Source organism: Thauera phenolivorans, assembly GCF_001696715.1.
GTDB lineage: Bacteria > Pseudomonadota > Gammaproteobacteria > Burkholderiales > Rhodocyclaceae > Thauera > Thauera phenolivorans.
In genome coordinates this window covers 334,128-353,574 of sequence record NZ_MBFM01000003.1, presented here as the reverse complement: position 1 = coordinate 353,574, position 19,447 = coordinate 334,128, and the positions used below count along the sequence as shown (strand labels likewise).

Genomic DNA, 19,447 nt, shown 5'->3' with positions numbered 1-19,447 from the left:
TGAACAAGATCCTCAAGGACATCATCGTGCGCTCGAAGACGCTCGCCGGCTTCGACGCACCCTACGTCCCGGGCTGGGACTGCCACGGCTTGCCGATCGAACACAAGGTCGAGGTCACCCACGGCAAGAACCTGCCCGCCGACAAGGTCCGCGAGCTGTGCCGCGCCTACGCCGCCGAACAGATCGAGATCCAGAAGGCCGACTTCATCCGCCTCGGCGTGCTCGGCGAGTGGGACAACCCCTACCGCACGATGGACTTCGCCAACGAGGCCAACGAAATCCGCGCGCTGGCCGAGATGACGAAGAACGGCTACGTGTTCAAGGGCCTCAAACCGGTGAACTGGTGTTTCGACTGCGGCTCGGCGCTGGCCGAGGCCGAGGTCGAATACGCCGACAAGCAGTCGCCGACGATCGACGTCGCCTTCCCGGTATCGGACGCGCATAGCGGGAAACTCGCCGAGGCCTTCGGCCTGACGAAGCTCGACAAGCCCGCCGCCGCGGTGATCTGGACCACCACCCCGTGGACCATCCCCGCCAACCAGGCGCTGAACGCCCATCCCGAGTTCGACTACGCGCTGGTCGACGTGGGGGATCGACTGCTGATGCTGGCAAAGGAGCTGGTCGAATCCGCGCTCCAGCGTTTCCAGCTCGAGGGCAGGATCGTCGCCACCGCCAAGGGCGCGGCGCTCGATCGCGTCGAGTTCCGCCACCCCCTCTACGATCGCGTGTCGCCCGTCTATCTGGCCGACTACGTCGGCATCGATGCCGGCACCGGCATCGTGCATTCGTCGCCCGCGCACGGCGTGGACGACTTCAACGCCTGGCGCGCCTACGGCCGCAGCAACGAGGAGATCCTGTCGCTCGTGATGGGCGGCGGCGAGTACGTGCCCGACCTCCCCTTCTTCGGCGGCATGAACATCTGGAAGGCCAACCCGGCGATCGTCGACAAGCTCGCCGAGGTCGGCGCCCTGCTCTCGCACGGCAGGACCATGCACAGCTACATGCACTGCTGGCGCCACAAGACGCCGCTGGTGTATCGCGCCACCGCACAGTGGTTCGTCGGCATGGACAAGCTCGCCGCCGACGGCTCCACCCTGCGCGAGCGTGCGCTGCGCGCGGTGGAAGCCACCAAGTTCTACCCCGCCTGGGGCCAGGCCCGCCTGCACGCGATGATCGCCAACCGGCCCGACTGGTGCATCTCGCGCCAGCGCAACTGGGGGGTGCCGATCCCCTTCTTCCTGCACAAGGAGACCGGCGAGCTGCATCCACGCACGGTCGAACTGATGGAAGACGTGGCACAGCGTGTCGAGAAGGAAGGCATCGAGGCCTGGTTCAAGCTCGACGCGGCGGACCTGCTCGGCGCCGAAGCCGCCCATTTCGACAAGATCAGCGACACGCTCGACGTCTGGTTCGACTCGGGCACCACCCACAAGCACGTGCTGCGCGGCTCGCACAACGACGGTCACCCGGAAGGCCCGCGCGCCGACATGTACCTCGAGGGCTCGGACCAGCACCGCGGCTGGTTCCACTCGTCGCTGCTCACCGGCTGCGCGATCGACGGCCACGCGCCCTACCGCAGCCTGCTCACCCACGGTTTCGCGGTCGACGGCGCCGGCCGCAAGATGAGCAAGTCGCTCGGCAACGTGGTCGTGCCGCAGGAAGTCACGAGCAAGCTCGGCGCCGAGATCCTGCGCCTGTGGGTGGCCTCGACCGACTATTCGGGCGAACTGTCGATCTCCAAGGAAATCCTCGACCGCGTGGTGGAGGTCTATCGCCGCATCCGCAACACCCTGCGCTTCCTGCTCGCCAACACCGCCGACTTCGACATTGCCAGCGACGCGGTGCCGCTCGAACAATGGATGGACATCGACCGCTACGCCCTGGCCTTCACCCGCCGCCTCGCGCAGCAGGCCGAAGCCGACTACGCGAAGATGGAGTTCCATCGCATCGTGCAGGCGCTGCAGGTGTTCTGCGCCGAGGACCTCGGCGCCTTCTATCTCGACATCCTGAAGGACCGCCTGTACACGACCCGGGCCGACGGCCTGCCGCGCCGCGCCGCGCAGACCGCGCTGTGGCACATCACCCAGACGCTGCTCAAGCTGATGGCGCCGATCCTGTCCTTCACCGCGGAGGAGGCCTGGGCGGTGCTGAACCCGGCGACCGGAGGCGGCGAACCCGACAGCATCATGTTGCACACCTTCCACGCGCTGCCCGCGCAGGAAGGCGAGGACGGCCTGGTCGCGCGCTGGGAGACGATCCGCGCGGTACGTGCCGAGGGCCTGAAGGTGATCGAGGCGCTGCGCACCGAGGGCAAGGTAGGCGCCTCGCTGCAGGCCGAGCTCGAGCTTCGCCTGAGCGCCGACAAGCACGCCGCGATGACCAGCCTCGGCGACGACCTGCGCTTCGTCACGATGACCTCGGCCGCACGGCTTGCCGAGGTCGACCTGGTCGAGGACGAACGCATCGCCGCCACGCCGAGCGCGGCGCAGAAGTGCGAGCGCTGCTGGCACTACGTCGAATCGGTCGGCAGCGACGCCGAGCACCCGACCCTCTGCGGCCGCTGCACGAGCAACCTGTTCGGCGAGGGCGAGACGCGCCACCATGCCTGACGTCCTGCCCCGCATGCTCACGCCCCCCTCCCGCCCCACCGCGCTCGCGATGGCGCCGTGGCTCGCGCTGTCCGTGCTGGTCGCGGTGCTCGACCAGCTCACCAAGCAATGGGTGCTCGACAGCCTGATCCCCGGCCAGGTGATCCCCGTGACCGGTTTCTTCGACCTCGTGCTGCTGTTCAACCCGGGCGCCGCCTTCAGCTTCCTCGCCGATCACGGCGGCTGGCAGCGCTGGTTCTTCACCGGACTCGCTGTCGTCATCTGCGGCTGGCTGCTCGCGCTGCTGCACCGCCATCGCGAGGAGCGCCTGCTGCCCAGCGCCTTCGCGCTGATCATCGGCGGCGCGGTCGGCAACGTTTACGACCGCCTGATCCACGGTGCGGTGGTCGATTTCCTGCACTTCCACTACGCGGGCTACAGCTGGCCGGCCTTCAACCTGGCCGACGCGGCGATCACCCTCGGCGTCGCCCTGATGCTGTGGGGCCAGTTCCGCAGCCCGCGCTGAGCGCGCCGCCCGGCAGCGCCCGTTTTCGGAGAACCACGATGAGCCAGCCCCAGACGATCACCGCGACCAGCCTCGTCACCCTCAACTACCGCATCAGCCTGCCCGACGGCCAGCCGCTGATCAGCACCTTCGAGGGCACACCGGCGACCCTGCAGTTGGGCGCGGGCGAGATGCTGCCCAGCCTGGAGAAGCTGCTGGTCGGCCTCAGCGCCGGCAGTTTCCACGTCTTCGAGCTCGAGCCCGAGGACGCCTTCGGCGCCCACCGCCCCGAGCTGGTCGAGCGCGTCCAGCGCGCCCACATGCCGGACGAGGAGATCGAGCCGATGAGCATCATGGAGTTCACCGCGCCCGACGGTCAGCGTTATTCCGGCCTGGTGCGCGAGATCGACGCCGAGTCGGCGCTGATCGACTTCAACCACCCGCTCGCCGGCAAGGCGATCCGCTTCGAGGTGGAAGTGATCGGCGCGCTGTGAACGCCACCCCCGAAAGAGAACGCACATGACCGACAAGGAAATCCTGCTCGCCAACCCGCGCGGCTTCTGCGCCGGGGTCGAGCGCGCAATCGAGATCGTCGAACGCGCGCTGCAGCGCTTCGGCGCGCCGATCTACGTGCGCCATGAGGTGGTGCACAACAAGTTCGTGGTCGACGACCTGCGCGAAAAGGGGGCGATCTTCGTCGAGGAGCTCGACGAGGTGCCCGCCGGAAATACGGTGATCTTCTCCGCCCACGGGGTCTCCCAGGCCGTGCGGGAGGAAGCCGAGCGCCGCGGCCTGCGGGTGTTCGACGCGACCTGCCCGCTGGTGACCAAGGTGCACATCGAGGTCGCGCGCATGCGCGAGCAGGGCCGCGAACTGATCATGATCGGCCACAAGGGCCACCCCGAGGTGGAAGGTACGATGGGGCAGGTGAAGAACGGCATCCATCTGGTGGAGACGCCGGACGACGTAGCCGCGCTGCAGGTCGCAGACCCCGACCGGCTCGCCTACGTGACCCAGACCACGCTGTCGATGGACGATGCAGCCGCCATCGTCGCCGCGCTGCGCGAGCGCTTCCCCAGCATCGCGGGCCCGAAGAAGGACGACATCTGCTACGCGACGCAGAACCGCCAGGACGCGGTGAAGTTCATGACCCCGTACGCCGACGTGGTGTTCGTGGTGGGTTCGAAGAACAGCTCGAACTCGAACCGCCTGCGCGAGGTGGCGGAACTTCGCGGCGTGCCGGCCTACCTCGTCGACAACGCCGCCGGCATCGACCCGGCCTGGGTGGCCGGCAAGCGCCGTATCGGCGTCACCGCCGGGGCCTCGGCGCCGGAGGTGCTGGTGGCGGAGGTGATCGCGCGCCTGCAGGAACTCAGCGGCAGCGCGGTCCGTAATCTCGACGGCGTGCCGGAGAAAGTGACCTTCCCGCTGCCGAAGGAATTGCAGGACGTTCGCTGAAGCCGGCCGCCGCCCCGGCGCGCGTCCCACCCATCCCGGCAGCAGCGGCGAACGCCTCGCCTACGGCGCGGGACGCGGCGTTCGCCGCCGCTACGGGCGCCCTTTCATCGCGGCAGATGCGCCCCCATGACGCGCCGGTAGAACTCGTGGAAGTGCTGCATCCCGTCCTCGTAAGGCGACTGGTAGGGGCCGGCCTCGCTGCGACCCTCCTTCATCAGCGCCAAGCGCCCGCGGTCCATGCGCTCGGCGATCTCATCGTCCTCGATCGCCGTCTCCATGTAGGCCGCCTGCTCCGCCTCGACGAACTCGCGCTCGAACTCGACGATGTCCTCCGGGTAGTAGAACTCCACCACGTTGGTCGTCCTGTCGACGTCGGTCGGGATCAGGGTGCTCACCACCAGTACGTGCGGATACCACTCCACCATGATGTTGGGGTAGTAGGTGAGCCAGATCGCGCCATGCTCGGGCTTCTTCTCGCCGTAGTAGTCGAGCACCGCCTTGTGCCATCTGGCATAGGTCGGCGAGCCCGGTTTGGCCAGCGAGGTGATGCCGACCTGCTGCACCGAGTACCAGTCGCCGAACTGCCAGCTGAGGTCGTCGCAGGTCACGAAGTTGCCGAGACCCGGATGGAAGGGGACGACGTGGTAGTCCTCCAGATAGACCTCGATGAAGGTCTTCCAGTTGTACTTGCACTCGTGGATCTCGACGCGGTCGAGCTTGAAGCCGGAGAAGTCCAGCGCCGGCGCCACGTTCATGCCGGCGAGGTCGGCGTGGGCAGAACGCGGCCCCTTGAACAGCAGACCGTGCCAGTCCTCGAGCGCGTCGCGCTCGAGCCCGAGGCAGGGCTTGTCGGCGAAATGCGGCGCACCGATCAGCTCGCCCTCGCGATCGTAGGTCCAGCGGTGCACCGGGCACACGATGTGCTCGGCGCTGCCACTGCCCTCGAGCATGATCGCCTGGCGGTGGCGACAGACGTTGGAGAGCTGATGCACGCCGGCATCGGTGCGGAACAGCAGCTTCGAGTGATCGAGCCACTCGAGCGAGCGATAATTGCCCGGCTCCGGTACCATCAGCCCATGCCCGACGTAGCCGGGACCGGCATCGAAGAGAAGCTTTTTCTCCTGTTCGAAAAGTTTCTCGTCGAAATACCAGGACACCGGCAGTTGCGTGACTGCGGGCGCCAGATCGGCCTTGGAAGCGATGTCGGACATGACCGAACCTCCCCGTTGGGATCAGAAACCCGAAACAAAACGGGCAAGTGTAAGCCAGCCCGAGTTTGACCGCCAGACGGTCGATCGGTTATTTTCCCGCTTTTCCCGCGCCGGATATCGACCCATGCCAAGAGCGGCATCGTCCCCCAAGTCTTTCGAAGCGGCGATCTCCGAGCTGGAGACCATCGTCCAGGAAATGGAGTCCGGCCAGCTGAGTCTGGAGGACGCCCTCGCCCGCTACCAGCGCGGCAACGGCCTGCTCAAATTCTGCCAGGGCACGCTCGACGCGGCCGAGCAGCGCGTGCGCCAGCTCGAGGGCGACGAACTCGTCCCCTTCGCCGAGGCCGAAGCGCGCGGGGAGGAGCAATGAACGGAATCGGCTTCTCCGACTGGATGGCGCACATCCAGCTGCGCACCGAGACCGCCCTCGCCGAAGTGCTGCCGGATGCCGCGATCGCGCCCGAAAGGCTGCACGAGGCGATGCGTTACGCGGTGCTCGGCGGCGGCAAGCGGGTACGCCCGCTGCTTGTGCACGCCGCCGGCGAGCTTTCCGGCGCGCCGGTCGAGCGCCTCGACCGCCTCGGCTGCGCGGTCGAGCTGATCCACGCCTACTCGCTGGTGCACGACGACATGCCGTGCATGGATGACGACGTATTGCGTCGCGGCCGGCCCACGGTGCACGTGGAGTACGACGAAGCCACCGCGCTGCTGGCCGGCGATGCGCTGCAGACACTCGCCTTCCAGACGCTGACCGACCTCGAACTCGCCGACAGCGCCAGCGCGCAGCTCGCGATGGTCGGCCTGCTCGCGGCCGCCTCGGGCTCGCGCGGGATGGCCGGCGGTCAGGCGATCGACCTCGCCTCGGTAGGCAAGGCGCTCGAACGCAGCGAACTCGAGTTCATGCACATCCACAAGACCGGCGCGCTGATCCGTGCCGCGGTGCTGCTCGGCGCGCGTGCCGGCAAGCCGCTGCCGGACGCAACGCTCACCCGTCTCGACCACTATGCGGGCATCGTCGGCCTGCTGTTCCAGGTGGTGGACGACATCCTCGACGCCGAGGCTGACACCGCCACCCTGGGCAAGACCGCCGGCAAGGACGCCGACCACGACAAGCCGACCTACGTCAGCCTGCTCGGCCTGGACGAGGCGAAGCGACTGGCGGCAGAAATGCTCGACAGCGCGCGCGCCTGCCTGGCCCCGCTCGGTCCGCGCGCGGACCGTCTCGTCGCCCTCGCCGATTTCATCGTGCACCGCACCTTCTGACCTCGAATCAACTTCCGGACCGCCTCATGTCCCCCTACCCGCATCTGGAGCGCATCAGCTGCCCCGCCGACCTGCGTGCGCTCGACCGCCGCGAACTCGGCGACGTCGCGGACGAACTGCGTGCCTTCCTGATCGAATCGGTATCCAAGACTGGCGGCCACTTGTCGTCCAACCTCGGCACGGTCGAGCTGACGATCGCCCTGCATCGTGCCTTCAACACGCCTTACGACCGCATCGTGTGGGACGTCGGCCACCAGACCTATGGCCACAAGATTCTCACCGGTCGGCGCGAGGCGATGGCCTCGCTGCGGCACTGGGGCGGCATCTCGGGCTTTCCGCGCCGCTGCGAGAGCGAGTACGACACCTTCGGCACCGCGCACTCCTCCACCTCGATCTCGGCCGCGCTCGGCATGGCGGTCGCCGCCCGCGACCGCGGCGAACCGCGACATGCGATCGCCGTGATCGGCGACGGCGCGATGTCGGCCGGGGAGGCCTTCGAGGCCCTCAACAACGCCGGCGACATGGATGACATCAACCTTCTCGTCATCCTCAACGACAACGAGATGTCGATCTCGCCGCCGGTGGGCGCGCTGCACAAGATCCTCACCCGGATGCTGTCCGGTTCGACCTACAACACCGCACGCCGGGTCGGCGAGAAGGTCCTCGGCATCGCCCCGCCGGTAAAGGAGCTCGCACGCAAGGTCGAGGAGCACGTCAAGGGCATGATCGGCCCGGGCACCCTGTTCGAGGAATTCGGCTTCAACTACTTCGGCCCGATCGACGGTCACGACCTCGACGCCCTGATCCCCACCCTGCACAACCTGAAGAAGCTCAAGGGCCCGCAGTTCCTGCACGTGATCACGAGGAAGGGACAGGGCTACAAGCTCGCCGAGGCGGATCCCATCCTCTATCACGGGGTGTCGAAATTCGACCACACGGCGGGCATCCAGAGCGCCAGCGCGCCGTCCAAGCCGACCTACACCCAGGTCTTCGGCGACTGGCTGTGCGATGTCGCCCGTGCCGACCCCCGCGTGGTCGCGATCACCCCGGCGATGCGCGAGGGCTCGGGGCTGGTGCGCTTCGCCAAGGAATTCCCCGACCGTTACCACGATGTCGGCATCGCCGAGCAGCATGCGGTCACCTTCGCCGCCGGACTGGCCTGCGAGGGCGTCCGGCCGGTAGTGGCGATCTACTCCACCTTCCTGCAGCGCGGCTACGACCAGCTGATCCACGACGTCGCGCTGCAGAACCTGCCGGTCGTCTTCGCGATCGACCGTGGCGGCCTGGTGGGCGCGGACGGCGCCACCCACCACGGCGCCTACGACCTCTCCTATCTCGCGTGCATCCCCAACATGGTGGTGATGACACCGTCGGACGAGAACGAGTGCCGGCAGATGCTGTACACCGCGCTCTGCCACGACGGCCCCGCCGCGGTCCGCTATCCGCGCGGCAGCGGGCGCGGCGTCACGCCGGCGAAGACGATGAGCGCGCTGGCACTGGGCAAGGGCGAGATCCGTCGCCAGGGCAACGGCATCGCCCTGCTCGCTTTCGGCAGTCTGCTCGACACCGCGCTCGGGGTCGGCGAGGAACTCGGCGCCACCGTCGCCAACATGCGCTTCGTGAAGCCGATCGACGAGGCCCTGATCGCCGAACTCGCAGCCAGCCACGAGCTGCTCGTCACCCTCGAGGAGAACGCGGTGATCGGCGGCGCCGGCGCCGAGGTGTCGCGCGTCGTCGAAGGCCTCGCCGAGCGTCCGCGCATGCTTCGGCTGGGGCTGCCCGATCGCTTCATCGACCATGGCGACCAGGCCCAGCTGCTGGCATCGGCGGGCCTCGACAAAGCCGGCGTGATCGCCGCGATCGAGCGCCTCCGGTCGAACGCACGCTGAGCCGCTGCCTGGAAACGGGACGCGAGCCCCGCCCCGGCACCAGCCGCACTACCCACGGAGTACCGAAATGAATTCCCCGGCCGCCTGCGCCATCCCCGACATCCAGAGCAGCGCGGACACCCGTCGTATCGCGATCGACAAGGTCGGCATCAAGTCGATCCGCCACCCCGTCCGCGTCGCCGAGCGCGAGGGCGGCGTGCAACACACCGTCGCCACGTTCAACATGTATGTCGGCCTGCCCCACGACTTCAAGGGCACGCACATGTCGCGCTTCGTCGACATCCTCAACGGCAACGAGCGCGAGATCTCGGTGGAGAGCTTCGAGCCCATGCTTCGCGCGATGGTCGAGCGGCTCGAGGCCGAGACCGGCCATGTCGAGATGAGCTTTCCCTACTTCATCAACAAGACCGCGCCGGTGTCCGGCGTGCGCTCGCTGATGGACTACGAGGTCACCTTCACCGGCGAGATCCGCGCCCGCGGCGAGTACCGCTTCACGCTCAAGGTGGTGGTACCGGTAACCAGCCTGTGCCCCTGCTCCAAGGGTATCTCCGCCTATGGCGCGCACAACCAGCGCTCGCACGTCACCGTCACCGCGACCCTCAACGACCACCTGTGGATCGAGGAGATCGTGCGCCTGGTCGAGAAACAGGCGTCGTGCGAGGTGTTCGGCCTGCTCAAGCGCCCCGACGAGAAGTGGGTCACCGAGCGCGCCTACGACAACCCGAAGTTCGTCGAGGACATGGTGCGGGACGTCGCCGCGATGCTCGAAGCCGAGCCCCGGATCGACGCCTACGTGGTCGAATCGGAGAACTTCGAGTCGATCCACAACCACTCGGCCTACGCGCTGATCGAGCGCGACAAGCGCACCACAGCCTGAAGGCGCGACCCACGGCCGCGGCACGATTGGCTGCGCTGCACCGGCGGCGTAAGATAAGCGCTTCCTTAAACGAGGCCGAAGCAAATGACCAAGTCCTTCACCCAGATCACTACCCATGTTTCGCGCGGCATGGCCGCGATGCGCAAGGAAATTCCGCAGACCATGCAGGGTTTCGGCGCGATGGCCCAGAGCTCGCTGAAGGACGGCGCCCTGTCCGAGCTGCAGAAGGAGCTGATCGCGCTCGCGATCGCTGTCAGCCAGCGCTGCGAGGCCTGCATCGGCTTCCACGTCAAGGCCCTGGTCCGGCTTGGCGTCACCCGCGAGCAGCTGATGGAGACCCTCGGTGTGTGCACCTACATGGGCGGCGGCCCGGCGCTGATGTACGCGGCGGAAGCGGTGCATGCCTACGACGAATTCGCCGCCCAGGCCAACCAGTCGGCGTGATCCGCACGATGGAGCGAGCCTCGAAAAAAGGTTTGCAATTTTCAAGGTTCGCCCTATAATGCCGACCTTCGAGCGGAGAGGTGGCAGAGTGGTCGAATGTACCTGACTCGAAATCAGGCGTAGGTGCGAGCCTACCGTGGGTTCGAATCCCACCCTCTCCGCCAAGAAAACAGTTTGAAGAAGCGATATCGGCAGCTATAATGCCGCTCCTTCGAAGACGAAGAAAAAGCGCCCGTAGCTCATCTGGATAGAGTACCTGGCTACGAACCAGGGGGTAGGAGGTTCGAATCCTTCCGGGCGCGCCAGACAGAGGCATTCGGCAAAAGCCGGATACCACAGCAGTAGAAAGCGCCCGTAGCTCATCTGGATAGAGTACCTGGCTACGAACCAGGGGGTAGGAGGTTCGAATCCTTCCGGGCGCGCCACCATCGAGGGCTCCTTCACGGGAGCCCTTTTCTTTTCCGGCGCTGGATCGCACCGGATCCTCGGCGGGCCCCGCTCATCCGTGCCTGAAGCCCCCTTCGCACACGAAGGCCAGCATCTGCTCGAGACACATTCGCGAGAACAGCATCTCGGTGTGCCCCACCGGCAGCAGCACGGAGTCGGTCGCGACCGCCAGCCGCGTTTCGCTCACCGCCACCACCCCGTCGTTCGGTACCGCCAGGCCGGGCAGGAAGCGACCGAGGCCGAGGCTCCGGGTGCCTGCGATCACGCCGATCTCGAGCCCGGTCTGGAGCACGGGAGGCGGCGCATCGAGCCACTCGCAGATCGCGCGCCCGAGGATGGCGGACAGCAGCGGCAGCCGCCGCAGCACCGTGGCGCTGTTCGAGCCGGCGCAGGGCGCGCCGAGCAGCACCACTCGCCCCAGGCTCGGCAGACGATGTCGGGCCAGCATGCGCAGCACGACCAGGCCGCCGAGGCTGTGGCCCGCCAGATGAACGCGGGCGGCGTCGATCCCGGCGATGAAGCGCGCGAGCGCATCGGCGGTCGCGTCCAGCCCGCTTCGCACCGAGGGATAGGAAAAGCACTCCACCCGGTAGCCACGCGCCGCCAGACGCCGCCGCTGCAGCGTGAACATGCGGCCATGCATCCACAGGCCGTGGACCAGCACGATCGCCTCGGACCCGGCACCGGCCCTGGTGTGCCGCGGCGCAGGCCCCGGGATGCTTTCCACGCCCCCCTGTCGCAACGTCGGCGCCTGCCCGGGAGCGAGCGTGTGCCCCCCTGCTCGCGCGAAAAGTCGGTAATGCGGGCGCATTGGCCCCTCCTCGGGCGATAATGGCGGACTTCCGTCCGGCCGCGCACCGCGCGGGCCGGAAAGCGCTGCAAGGAACCTTACCGTAGAACGCAAGGTGCCTGGGATGGCGGTCGCCCTCCGCGGCGGCGCCGGTCCGGGCATCGGCATGTACTGCCCAGACAGGAGAACAATGATGCGCCAAGCCGAGCGCGCCGTTTTCGATTTGAGACGTGGATTGCCCGTGCTGCTGCGTACAGCCGAGGTCGACACCCTGATCCATCCGCTGGAGTGTCTGCGCGAGGAAGCCCTCGCCGCCGCCCGCGCGCTCGCCGGCAGCCCGCCGATGCTGGTGCTGAGCCGCCACCGCATGGCCAGCCTCGGCCTGCCGATCACGGAGGAGGCAGCGGCACTGTCCTTCGACGCCGTCCCCGACGCCCGCGCGCTGCGCGAACTCGCCAGCAGCCGGCTGGAGGGCCTGCCCGACGACATCGCCGCCCTGCCTGCCTCGCCGGTTGCACAGGTCGCCCTGCGCCTGCTGCGCCGGGCGCAGATGCTGCCTGCGGCGCTCGCCCTGCCGGTCGCGCCCGGGCAGACCAATGCGGTCGCGGAACAGCTCGCCAACGGCAGCCTGCTCGCGGTGGACCTGGAGGCGGCGGCCGCGCTCTGCGCCAGCGGCCCTGCCCCCTTGCTGCGCGTGAGCGACGCCCGCGTGCCCCTGCCGGCGATCGGCGACACCCGCTTCGTGCTGTTCCGGGAGACCGACGCGCTGCACGAGCACGTCGCGATCCTCATCGGCGAACGCGCCAACTGGCAGGAAGCGGTGCCGGTGCGCCTGCACTCGGCCTGCCTTACCGGCGACATCTTCGGCAGCATGCGCTGCGACTGCGGCGCCCAGCTGCGTCGTGGGATGGCTGCGATCCAGGCCCAGAGCGGCGGCATCCTGCTCTACCTCGCGCAGGAAGGTCGTGGCATCGGTCTCGGCAACAAGCTGCGTGCCTACCAGCTCCAGGACCAGGGCCTGGACACGATCGACGCCGACCAGGTGATCGGCTACGGCAAGGACGAGCGCGACTTCCGCACCGCGCACGACATGCTCGATCAGCTCGGGGTGTCGAGCATCGAGCTGCTGACCAACAACCCCGCCAAGGTGGAGGCGCTGCGCCGCGCCGGCACCCGGGTCGTGGGCCGCCAGGCGATCTACGGCCAGCTCACCGCGCACAACCGCCACTACCTGAGCACCAAGGCCGACCGCCACGGACACTGGCTGCACGACCTGCTCAACGAGCAGGGCGAAGTCATCCCGGCGCGTGCGGCGGACGAGGATGGCAACAGCGACGGCGGCCCCAGCGGCGAGCGCTGACTGCCGAACGCCGATCGCGGCCGTCATCCGCATCCTGTAGGATCGTTCCGAGCCCCGCCCCGGGGTGCAACACAGGAACGGTCCGCCATGTACGACGAACCCGTCTTCGTCGCCCCGACCCGCTTCGACGACCCCGACGCCGCGCTCGCCCGTGTCGCCGAGATCTACGACGCCGCCATCGCTCACCTGCGCGACCGGCTGCGCCGCTTCATCGGCGGCGAGCCGATGGCGCGGCGGGTGCGTGCGTTTTATCCCTGCGTGCGGCTGCGCACCGAGACGGTGGTGCGCGCCGATTCACGCCTGAGCTACGGCTTCGTCGCCGGCCCCGGTTGCTACCAGACCACGCTGAGCGCGCCCACGCTGTTCGCCGACTACTATCACGAGCAGTTCCGCCTGCTGCTCGCCAACCACCGGGTGCCGCTCGAAATCGGCATCGGCACGCAGCCGGTGCCGGTGCATTTCGCCTTCGATCCCGAGGACCACTTCGAGGGCAGCCTGAGCGCCGAGCGCCGGCTTCGGCTGCGCGACCTGTTCGACCTGCCCGACCTCGCGGCGATGGATGACGGCATCGTCAACGGCACCCACCGGCCGGGGCCGGGTGAACCGCTGCCGCTCGCGCTGTTTACCGCGGCCCGGGTGGATTATTCGCTGCAGCGCCTGCGCCACTACACCGGCACCTCGCCCGCGCACTTCCAGAACTTCGTGCTGTTCACCAACTACCAGTTCTACATCGAGGAGTTCGTCCGCCTCGGGCGCGAACTGATGGAAGGCGGCGAGCACGGCTACCTCGCCTTCGTCGAGCCGGGCAACGTCGTCACGCGTCGTGCCGACCTGCCGCCCCGCGACGGCGACGAACGCGGCAGCCCGCCCCCCCGCCCGCCGCAGATGCCCGCCTACCACCTGGTGCGCGAGGACGGCAGCGGCATCACGATGATCAACATCGGCGTCGGCCCGGCGAACGCGAAGACGATCACCGATCACGTTGCGGTGCTGCGCCCCCATGCCTGGCTGATGCTCGGCCACTGTGCCGGACTGCGCAACTCCCAGCAGCTCGGCGACTACGTGCTCGCCCACGGCTACGTGCGCGACGACCACGTGCTCGACGCCGATCTGCCGCCCTGGGTGCCGGTGCCGGCGCTGGCCGAGATCCAGCTCGCACTCGAGGCAGCGGTAGCCGAGATCACCCGTCTGAGCGGCTACGAGCTCAAGCGCATCATGCGCACCGGCACGGTGGCGAGCACCGACAACCGCAACTGGGAGCTGCTGCCCTCCGACCGCCTGCCCGAGGCGCCCGAGCACCGCCTGAGCCAGAGCCGCGCGGTCGCGCTCGACATGGAGTCGGCGACCATCGCCGCCAATGGCTTCCGCTTCCGCGTGCCCTACGGCACCCTGCTGTGCGTCAGCGACAAGCCGCTGCACGGCGAGATCAAGCTGCCCGGCATGGCCGACCAGTTCTACCGCGAGCGGGTGGACCAGCACCTGCGCATCGGCATCCGTGCGGTCGAGCTGCTGCGGCGCGACGGCCTCGCCCGCCTCCACAGCCGCAAGCTTCGCAGCTTCGCCGAAGTCGCCTTCCAGTAGGCCAGTCCCGCCCTTCCCGAGGAGATCCCATGAACAAGAAGACCCTGCTCTCAACCCTGCTGATGATGGCCGCCTTCGGAGCGCTGGCCGGGCAGCCGGTCGACACCGGCCACGGCGGCGCGGTCGCCACCATCTCCGGCCCCGCCAGCGAGGCGGCGATGGAGATCCTCGACGCCGGCGGCAACGCGATCGACGCTGCGGTGGCCGCCGCGGCCGCCCTCGGCGTCACCGACCCCTTCAGCTGCGGCATCGGCGGCGGCGGCTTCATGCTGATCTACTCGGCGCGCGACAAGCGGGTGATCGCCCTCGACCACCGCGAAACCGCGCCCGCCTACTTCAATCCGGCGGTGTTCCAGCCAGAAGGCACGCCGCTGCCGTGGCGCGAGGCGGTGCCCCACGGCATCTCGGTGGGCGTGCCCGGCACCGTGCGCGGCTGGCACGAGGCGCTCGCGCGCTATGGCACGATGGGCTTCGAGCGGGTGCTGGCGCCGGCGATCCGCATCGCCGACGAGGGCTTCCCGGTCGGCCCCAACTTCCATCGCATCAACGCCCTCAACGAAGCCAAGTTCGCCCGCTTCACCAGCACCAGCGAGCTCTTCCTCGAGGACGACAGAGCCTTGCCGCTCGGCCGCCAGTTCCGCAACCCGGATCTCGCCGAGACCTACCGCCAGATCGCGCGCGGCGGCGTGAAGTCCTTCTACGAGGGCGAAATGGCGCGCGACATCGTCGCCGCCGCGAACCAGCCGCCCACCCGACCCGGCGTGGAGGTACTCGGCGCCCGCATGACGCTCAACGACCTGCGCGACTACGAGACCCGGCTTCGCCAGCCGGTTCGTTCGACCTATCGTGGATACGAAATCTACGGCATGCCGACGCCCTCGAGCGGCGGCATCGCGGTGGCCCAGGCGCTGAACATCCTCGAGACCTTCGACCTCTCCAAGCTGCCGCGCGACGAGGTCGAGCACCTCTACCTCGAGGCCTCGCGGCTCGCCTTCGCCGACCGCAACGCCTACGTCGCGGACGAGGAGTTCACCGACGTGCCCCGCGAGGGGCTGCTTTCCAAGGCCTATGCACGCGAGCGCGCGCAGCTGATCGGCCCCGCTGCCGCGCGGGGCCCGGTGGCCCAGGGCGACCCCTACCTGTTCCAGCACGACCTGTCGGTCCCGCTGCGGCCCAGGCCGGCCGCGCTCGGTGCCGAGCCGGCCCACACCACCCACCTCGCGGTCGCCGACCGTGAGGGCAACGTCGTCGCCTATACCTTCACCATCGAGTCCTGGGGTGGCAGCGGCATCGTCGTGCCGGGACGCGGATTCATCCTCAACAACGAGATGACCGACTTCGACTTCAGCGGTCCGCACCCGAACGTGGCCGAGGCTGGAAAGCGGCCGCGCTCGAGCATGAGCCCCGCGATCGCGCTGCGCGGCGGCGAACCGGCCTTCACCATCGGCTCGCCGGGCGGCGCCACCATCATCACCACCGTGCTGCAGACGATCGTCAACCATGTCGACCTCGGCATGAGCCTGGCCGACGCGATCGCCGCGCCGCGCATGAGCCAGCGCAACGCCGACCGCACCCAGGTCGAGACCCTGCTCGGCTTCCCGGGCAGCGCACAGGCCGTCGCGCTCGAACGCCTCGGCCATCAGTGGACCGAGACCGACCAGATCGGCGCTGCCAACGGTCTGCAGTTCAATCCGGACGGCAGCGTCACCGCGGCGAGCGAACCGCTGCGTCACGGCGGCGGCAGCGCGATCGTGCAGAAGCAGTAAACGAAGGCGGGCGGCCGCAGCCGCCCGCCTTCCCGCTCCGTTCGCGCGCCGAGCGGTGCGCAGCCGGGCCGGGTCACAGGACCGCTTCGATCACCTCCAGCCCCCCCATGTAGGGCCGCAGCACCTCGGGCACCACCACCGAGCCGTCCGCCTGCTGGTAGTTCTCGATCACCGCGACCAGGGCGCGCCCGACCGCCAGGCCGGAGCCGTTCAGGGTGTGAACGAGTTCGTTCTTGCCCTGCGCGTTCTTGAACCGGGTCTGCATGCGGCGCGCCTGGAAGGCCTCGCAGTTCGAGCAGCTCGAGATCTCACGATAGGTATTCTGGGCCGGCAGCCACACCTCGAGGTCGTAGGTCTTCGCTGCGGAAAAGCCCATGTCGCCGGTGCACAACGCCATCACCCGATACGGCAGGCCGAGCTTCTGCAGGATGGCCTCGGCATGGCCCACCATCTGCTCGAGCGCCGCATAGCTCGTCTCGGGCTGCACGATCTGCACCATCTCGACCTTGTCGAACTGATGCTGGCGGATCATGCCGCGCACGTCGCGTCCGCCGCTGCCCGCTTCCGAGCGGAAGCAGGGGCTGTGCGCGGTGAGCCGGATCGGCAGCGCGTCGGCGGCCAGCACCTGTTCGCGCACGCTGTTGGTGAGCGGGATCTCGGCGGTGGGGATCAGGTACTGCTCGAGCCCCTCCTCGTCGCCGCCGCGCAGCACCCAGAACAGGTCTTCCTTGAACTTGGGCAGCTGACCGGTGCCGACCATCGCCTCACGGTTGACGATGTAGGGCGTGTAGCACTCGGTATAGCCGTGCTCGACCGTCTGCACATCCAGCATGAACTGAGCGAGCGCGCGATGCAGGCGCGCGATCGGGCCGCGCAGGAAGGAGAAGCGCGAGCCGGACAGCCTGGCCCCGGTCTCGAACTCCAGCCCGATCGGAGCCCCCACGTCCACATGGTCGCGGACCTCGAAGTCGAAGCTGCGCGGCGTACCCCAGCGACGGACCTCGACATTGCCCGCCTCGTCCCCGCCGACCGGTACGCTCTCGTGCGGCAGGTTGGGCAGCGCGGCGGTGAAGTCGTTGATCTTCTCGAGCAGCGCCGGCAGCGCCTGCTCGCACGCCTTGAGTTCGTCACCGAGGCGGCCGACCTCGGCGAGCACCGTCGAGGCGTCCTCGCCCCTGCCCTTCAGCATGCCGATCTGTTTGGAGAGCGCATTGCGCTGCGCCTGCAGTTCCTGGGTGCGCGTCTGCAGCCGCTTGCGCTCTTCCTCGAGGGCGAGAAACGCGGCGGTGTCGAACTGCAATCCGCGGCTGCCGAGACGGGCCGCAACGGTGTCGATCTGCGTACGCAGCAGTTGAATGTCCAGCATCGATATTCCCCCTGGGGCTCCCTTGCCGCGACCACCCGTCGCCTTCGCGCTTCACTTCAAGGAACGGCGCGAAGCCGCTGAGGTGAAGCGTTTTCCGGTGCGAGCGACGAAGCGGATCGGCACAAGGTCATTTAATGAATAAATCAGGTTTTCTGTTTTTCCACAAAAGCTTTTTCTTGCCCTTCCCAATCTGGGCACTACTCTCAAGAGAGTGATACGCGCCGCCGCAGGCGGCCTGCAGATTTCGAGGAGGAGACCAAAATGTTGTCCATGCGCGACTGTCTGGATTACTGCGATCTGACCGACGACGAGGTCGCCCTGATCGCCGAACACGAAGACATCCCCGATGCGAGCGCTGCCCAGCTTGCCTGCGGTTTGGTGCAGACACCCGAAGGCGTGCTGGTGCTCACGCACTGCATGCTCGACCTGGTCGAGCGTGCCGACCGTGACGGCGACTGCGAGAAGGCTGAGCGTGCCCGCAGACTCGTCGCCCGCTTCATGGCCGACCACCCCCTGCCCCACTGAGCGCCGCGGCGGCTTCACGCATCACGAGCCCGCCGCGTGCGGGCCTTCCTCCCTCCCTTCCATTCCCTCCCGCGCCGCCGCGGCCTCGTCCAGCTGCCGCAGTCGGGCGAGCTTGTCCGCGATCTTCGCCTCCATCCCGCGCGGTACCGGCCGATACCAGCCGGGTGCGGCCATCCCCTCGGGCAGATAGCGCTCGCCGGCGGCATAGGCTTCGGGCTCGTCATGCGCGTAGCGATAGGCCTTGCCGTAGCCGAGCCCCTTCATCAGCTTCGTCGGCGCATTGCGAAGATGCAGCGGCACCGGGCGCGACTGGTCGCGACCGACGAACTGGCGCGCGGCATTATAGGCCTTGTACACCGCGTTCGATTTCGCCGCGCAGGCCATGAAGACGGTCGCCTGGGCTAGCGCGAGTTCGCCTTCCGGCGAGCCCAGACGCTCGTACGTGTTGCAGGCATTGAGCGCAATCTCGAGCGCGCGCGGATCGGCCAGGCCGATATCCTCCACCGCCATGCGGATCAGCCGCCGGCCCAGATAGAGCGGATCGGCACCGCCATCGAGCATGCGGCATAGCCAGTAGAGCGAAGCGTCCGGGTCCGAGCCACGCACCGACTTGTGCAGCGCCGAGATCTGATCGAAAAAGGCCTCGCCGCCCTTGTCGAAGCGCCGCAGGTTGCGCGACAGCGCCTGGTCGACGAACTCCGCGTCGACCGGATTGAGGCCGGCGGTCTCGGCGGCGAGCTGCACCTGTTCGACGATGTTGATCAGGCGGCGGGCGTCGCCGTCGGCGAAACCGACGAGGCGCTCGCGCGCGCCATCCTCGAGTGCCAGTGTCGGGCAGGCCGTGAGGCGCGCGCGCTCGAGCAGCTCGTTCATCGCCTCGGCGTCGAGCGACTCCAGCACATACACCGCGGCACGCGACAGCAGGGCGGAATTGACCTCGAAGGAGGGATTTTCGGTAGTTGCGCCGATGAGGGTCACCAAGCCCTGCTCCACGTAGGGGAGGAAGGCATCCTGCTGGGCCTTGTTGAAGCGATGGACCTCGTCCACGAACAGGATGGTGTGACGGCCGCGCGCGCGCGCCGCCTGCGCCTGCTGGATCGCCTCGCGGATCTCCTTCACGCCCGAGAATACCGCGGACAAGGCGATGAAGTCGGCGTCGAAGCCCTTCGCCATCAGTCGCGCGAGGGTGGTCTTGCCGACCCCGGGCGGGCCCCACAGGATCATCGAGTGAGGCTTGCGCGAGGCGAAGGCGAGCCGCAGCGGCTTGCCCGGCCCGAGCAGGTGGCGCTGGCCGACGACCTCGTCGAGGCTGGTGGGACGCATGCGCTCGGCGAGCGGCACGCGTGGCGCCTCGGCGCCCTCGAAGAGGTCGCTCAT

17 protein-coding genes and 3 tRNA genes are annotated in these 19,447 nt (G+C 68.2%); 16 read left to right on the top strand and 4 right to left on the bottom strand.

All coding sequences use genetic code 11. The annotated features are described in order from the left end of the window. The 4 genes from ileS to ispH all read left to right on the top strand — a co-directional run. A partial coding sequence (gene ileS / locus BB334_RS08570) for an isoleucine--tRNA ligase (RefSeq protein WP_068807964.1) occupies positions 1-2,609 on the top strand: 2,609 nt, incomplete at its 5' end. Continuing rightward, positions 2,602-3,114 (top strand): signal peptidase II, encoded by a 513-nt coding sequence (gene lspA / locus BB334_RS08565; RefSeq protein WP_068807157.1) that lies wholly within the window; start codon positions 2,602-2,604, stop codon positions 3,112-3,114. The genes ileS and lspA, both read left to right, overlap by 8 nt. 38 nt (positions 3,115-3,152) lie before the next feature. After that, the gene (locus BB334_RS08560; RefSeq protein ID WP_068807154.1) at positions 3,153-3,587 is read left to right on the top strand and encodes an FKBP-type peptidyl-prolyl cis-trans isomerase; all 435 of its coding nucleotides are present in this window, start codon (positions 3,153-3,155) and stop codon (positions 3,585-3,587) included. Between the two features lie 25 nt (positions 3,588-3,612). Beyond that, the gene (gene ispH, locus BB334_RS08555) at positions 3,613-4,551 is read left to right on the top strand and encodes a 4-hydroxy-3-methylbut-2-enyl diphosphate reductase (protein WP_068807142.1); all 939 of its coding nucleotides are present in this window, start codon (positions 3,613-3,615) and stop codon (positions 4,549-4,551) included. Between the two features lie 104 nt (positions 4,552-4,655). Here ispH and BB334_RS08550 read toward each other — a convergent pair whose 3' ends face one another. Then, the gene (locus BB334_RS08550) at positions 4,656-5,762 is read right to left on the bottom strand and encodes an aromatic ring-hydroxylating oxygenase subunit alpha (RefSeq protein WP_068807137.1); all 1,107 of its coding nucleotides are present in this window, start codon (positions 5,760-5,762) and stop codon (positions 4,656-4,658) included. Positions 5,763-5,886: 124 nt separating this feature from the next. Between BB334_RS08550 and BB334_RS08545 the strand changes: the two genes are divergently transcribed. The 8 genes from BB334_RS08545 (at position 5,887) to BB334_RS08510 (ending at position 10,660) form a co-directional block, all read left to right on the top strand. Next, positions 5,887-6,132 carry an exodeoxyribonuclease VII small subunit gene (locus BB334_RS08545; protein WP_068807133.1) on the top strand — a complete coding sequence of 82 codons (246 nt, stop codon included), beginning with the start codon at positions 5,887-5,889 and terminating at the stop codon, positions 6,130-6,132. Beyond that, on the top strand, positions 6,129-7,025 hold the full coding sequence (locus BB334_RS08540; RefSeq protein ID WP_068807130.1) for a polyprenyl synthetase family protein: 897 nt from the start codon (positions 6,129-6,131) through the stop codon (positions 7,023-7,025). The genes BB334_RS08545 and BB334_RS08540 overlap by 4 nt, the downstream gene beginning before the upstream one ends. A gap of 26 nt (positions 7,026-7,051) precedes the next feature. Next, on the top strand, positions 7,052-8,914 hold the full coding sequence (gene dxs, locus BB334_RS08535; RefSeq protein ID WP_068807127.1) for a 1-deoxy-D-xylulose-5-phosphate synthase: 1,863 nt from the start codon (positions 7,052-7,054) through the stop codon (positions 8,912-8,914). 67 nt (positions 8,915-8,981) lie between these two features. Continuing rightward, a complete protein-coding gene (folE2, locus tag BB334_RS08530) occupies positions 8,982-9,791 on the top strand; it encodes a GTP cyclohydrolase FolE2 (protein WP_068807124.1) in 810 nt (269 codons plus the stop codon). Positions 9,792-9,875: 84 nt separating this feature from the next. After that, a complete protein-coding gene (locus BB334_RS08525) occupies positions 9,876-10,235 on the top strand; it encodes a carboxymuconolactone decarboxylase family protein (protein ID WP_068807121.1) in 360 nt (119 codons plus the stop codon). Between the two features lie 74 nt (positions 10,236-10,309). Then, positions 10,310-10,399 (top strand) — tRNA-Ser (locus tag BB334_RS08520). Positions 10,400-10,463: 64 nt separating this feature from the next. Further along, positions 10,464-10,540 (top strand) — tRNA-Arg (locus tag BB334_RS08515). Positions 10,541-10,583: 43 nt separating this feature from the next. Then, a tRNA-Arg gene (locus BB334_RS08510) sits at positions 10,584-10,660 on the top strand. Positions 10,661-10,734: 74 nt separating this feature from the next. Here BB334_RS08510 and BB334_RS08505 read toward each other — a convergent pair. Continuing rightward, positions 10,735-11,346 (bottom strand): esterase/lipase family protein, encoded by a 612-nt coding sequence (locus BB334_RS08505; RefSeq protein WP_232756696.1) that lies wholly within the window; start codon positions 11,344-11,346, stop codon positions 10,735-10,737. A 367-nt stretch (positions 11,347-11,713) separates the two neighbouring features. Between BB334_RS08505 and BB334_RS08500 the strand changes: the two genes are divergently transcribed. From BB334_RS08500 to ggt, 3 genes are all read left to right on the top strand, one after another. Beyond that, positions 11,714-12,832 (top strand): GTP cyclohydrolase II, encoded by a 1,119-nt coding sequence (locus BB334_RS08500; RefSeq protein WP_232756695.1) that lies wholly within the window; start codon positions 11,714-11,716, stop codon positions 12,830-12,832. 87 nt (positions 12,833-12,919) lie between these two features. Beyond that, complete coding sequence (locus tag BB334_RS08495) at positions 12,920-14,413, top strand: AMP nucleosidase (protein ID WP_068807118.1); 1,494 nt, start codon at positions 12,920-12,922, stop codon at positions 14,411-14,413. A gap of 29 nt (positions 14,414-14,442) precedes the next feature. Then, on the top strand, positions 14,443-16,179 hold the full coding sequence (gene ggt / locus BB334_RS08490; RefSeq protein WP_068807115.1) for a gamma-glutamyltransferase: 1,737 nt from the start codon (positions 14,443-14,445) through the stop codon (positions 16,177-16,179). Positions 16,180-16,252: 73 nt separating this feature from the next. On the opposite strand, the gene serS is transcribed toward ggt, so the two are convergent. Further along, the gene (serS, locus tag BB334_RS08485; protein ID WP_068807112.1) at positions 16,253-17,545 is read right to left on the bottom strand and encodes a serine--tRNA ligase; all 1,293 of its coding nucleotides are present in this window, start codon (positions 17,543-17,545) and stop codon (positions 16,253-16,255) included. A gap of 261 nt (positions 17,546-17,806) precedes the next feature. Here serS and BB334_RS08480 point away from each other — a divergent pair, with 261 nt between their 5' ends. Then, complete coding sequence (locus BB334_RS08480; RefSeq protein ID WP_068807109.1) at positions 17,807-18,070, top strand: hypothetical protein; 264 nt, start codon at positions 17,807-17,809, stop codon at positions 18,068-18,070. Positions 18,071-18,091: 21 nt separating this feature from the next. Here BB334_RS08480 and BB334_RS08475 read toward each other — a convergent pair whose 3' ends face one another. Further along, on the bottom strand, positions 18,092-19,447 hold the full coding sequence (locus BB334_RS08475) for a replication-associated recombination protein A (RefSeq protein ID WP_068807106.1): 1,356 nt from the start codon (positions 19,445-19,447) through the stop codon (positions 18,092-18,094).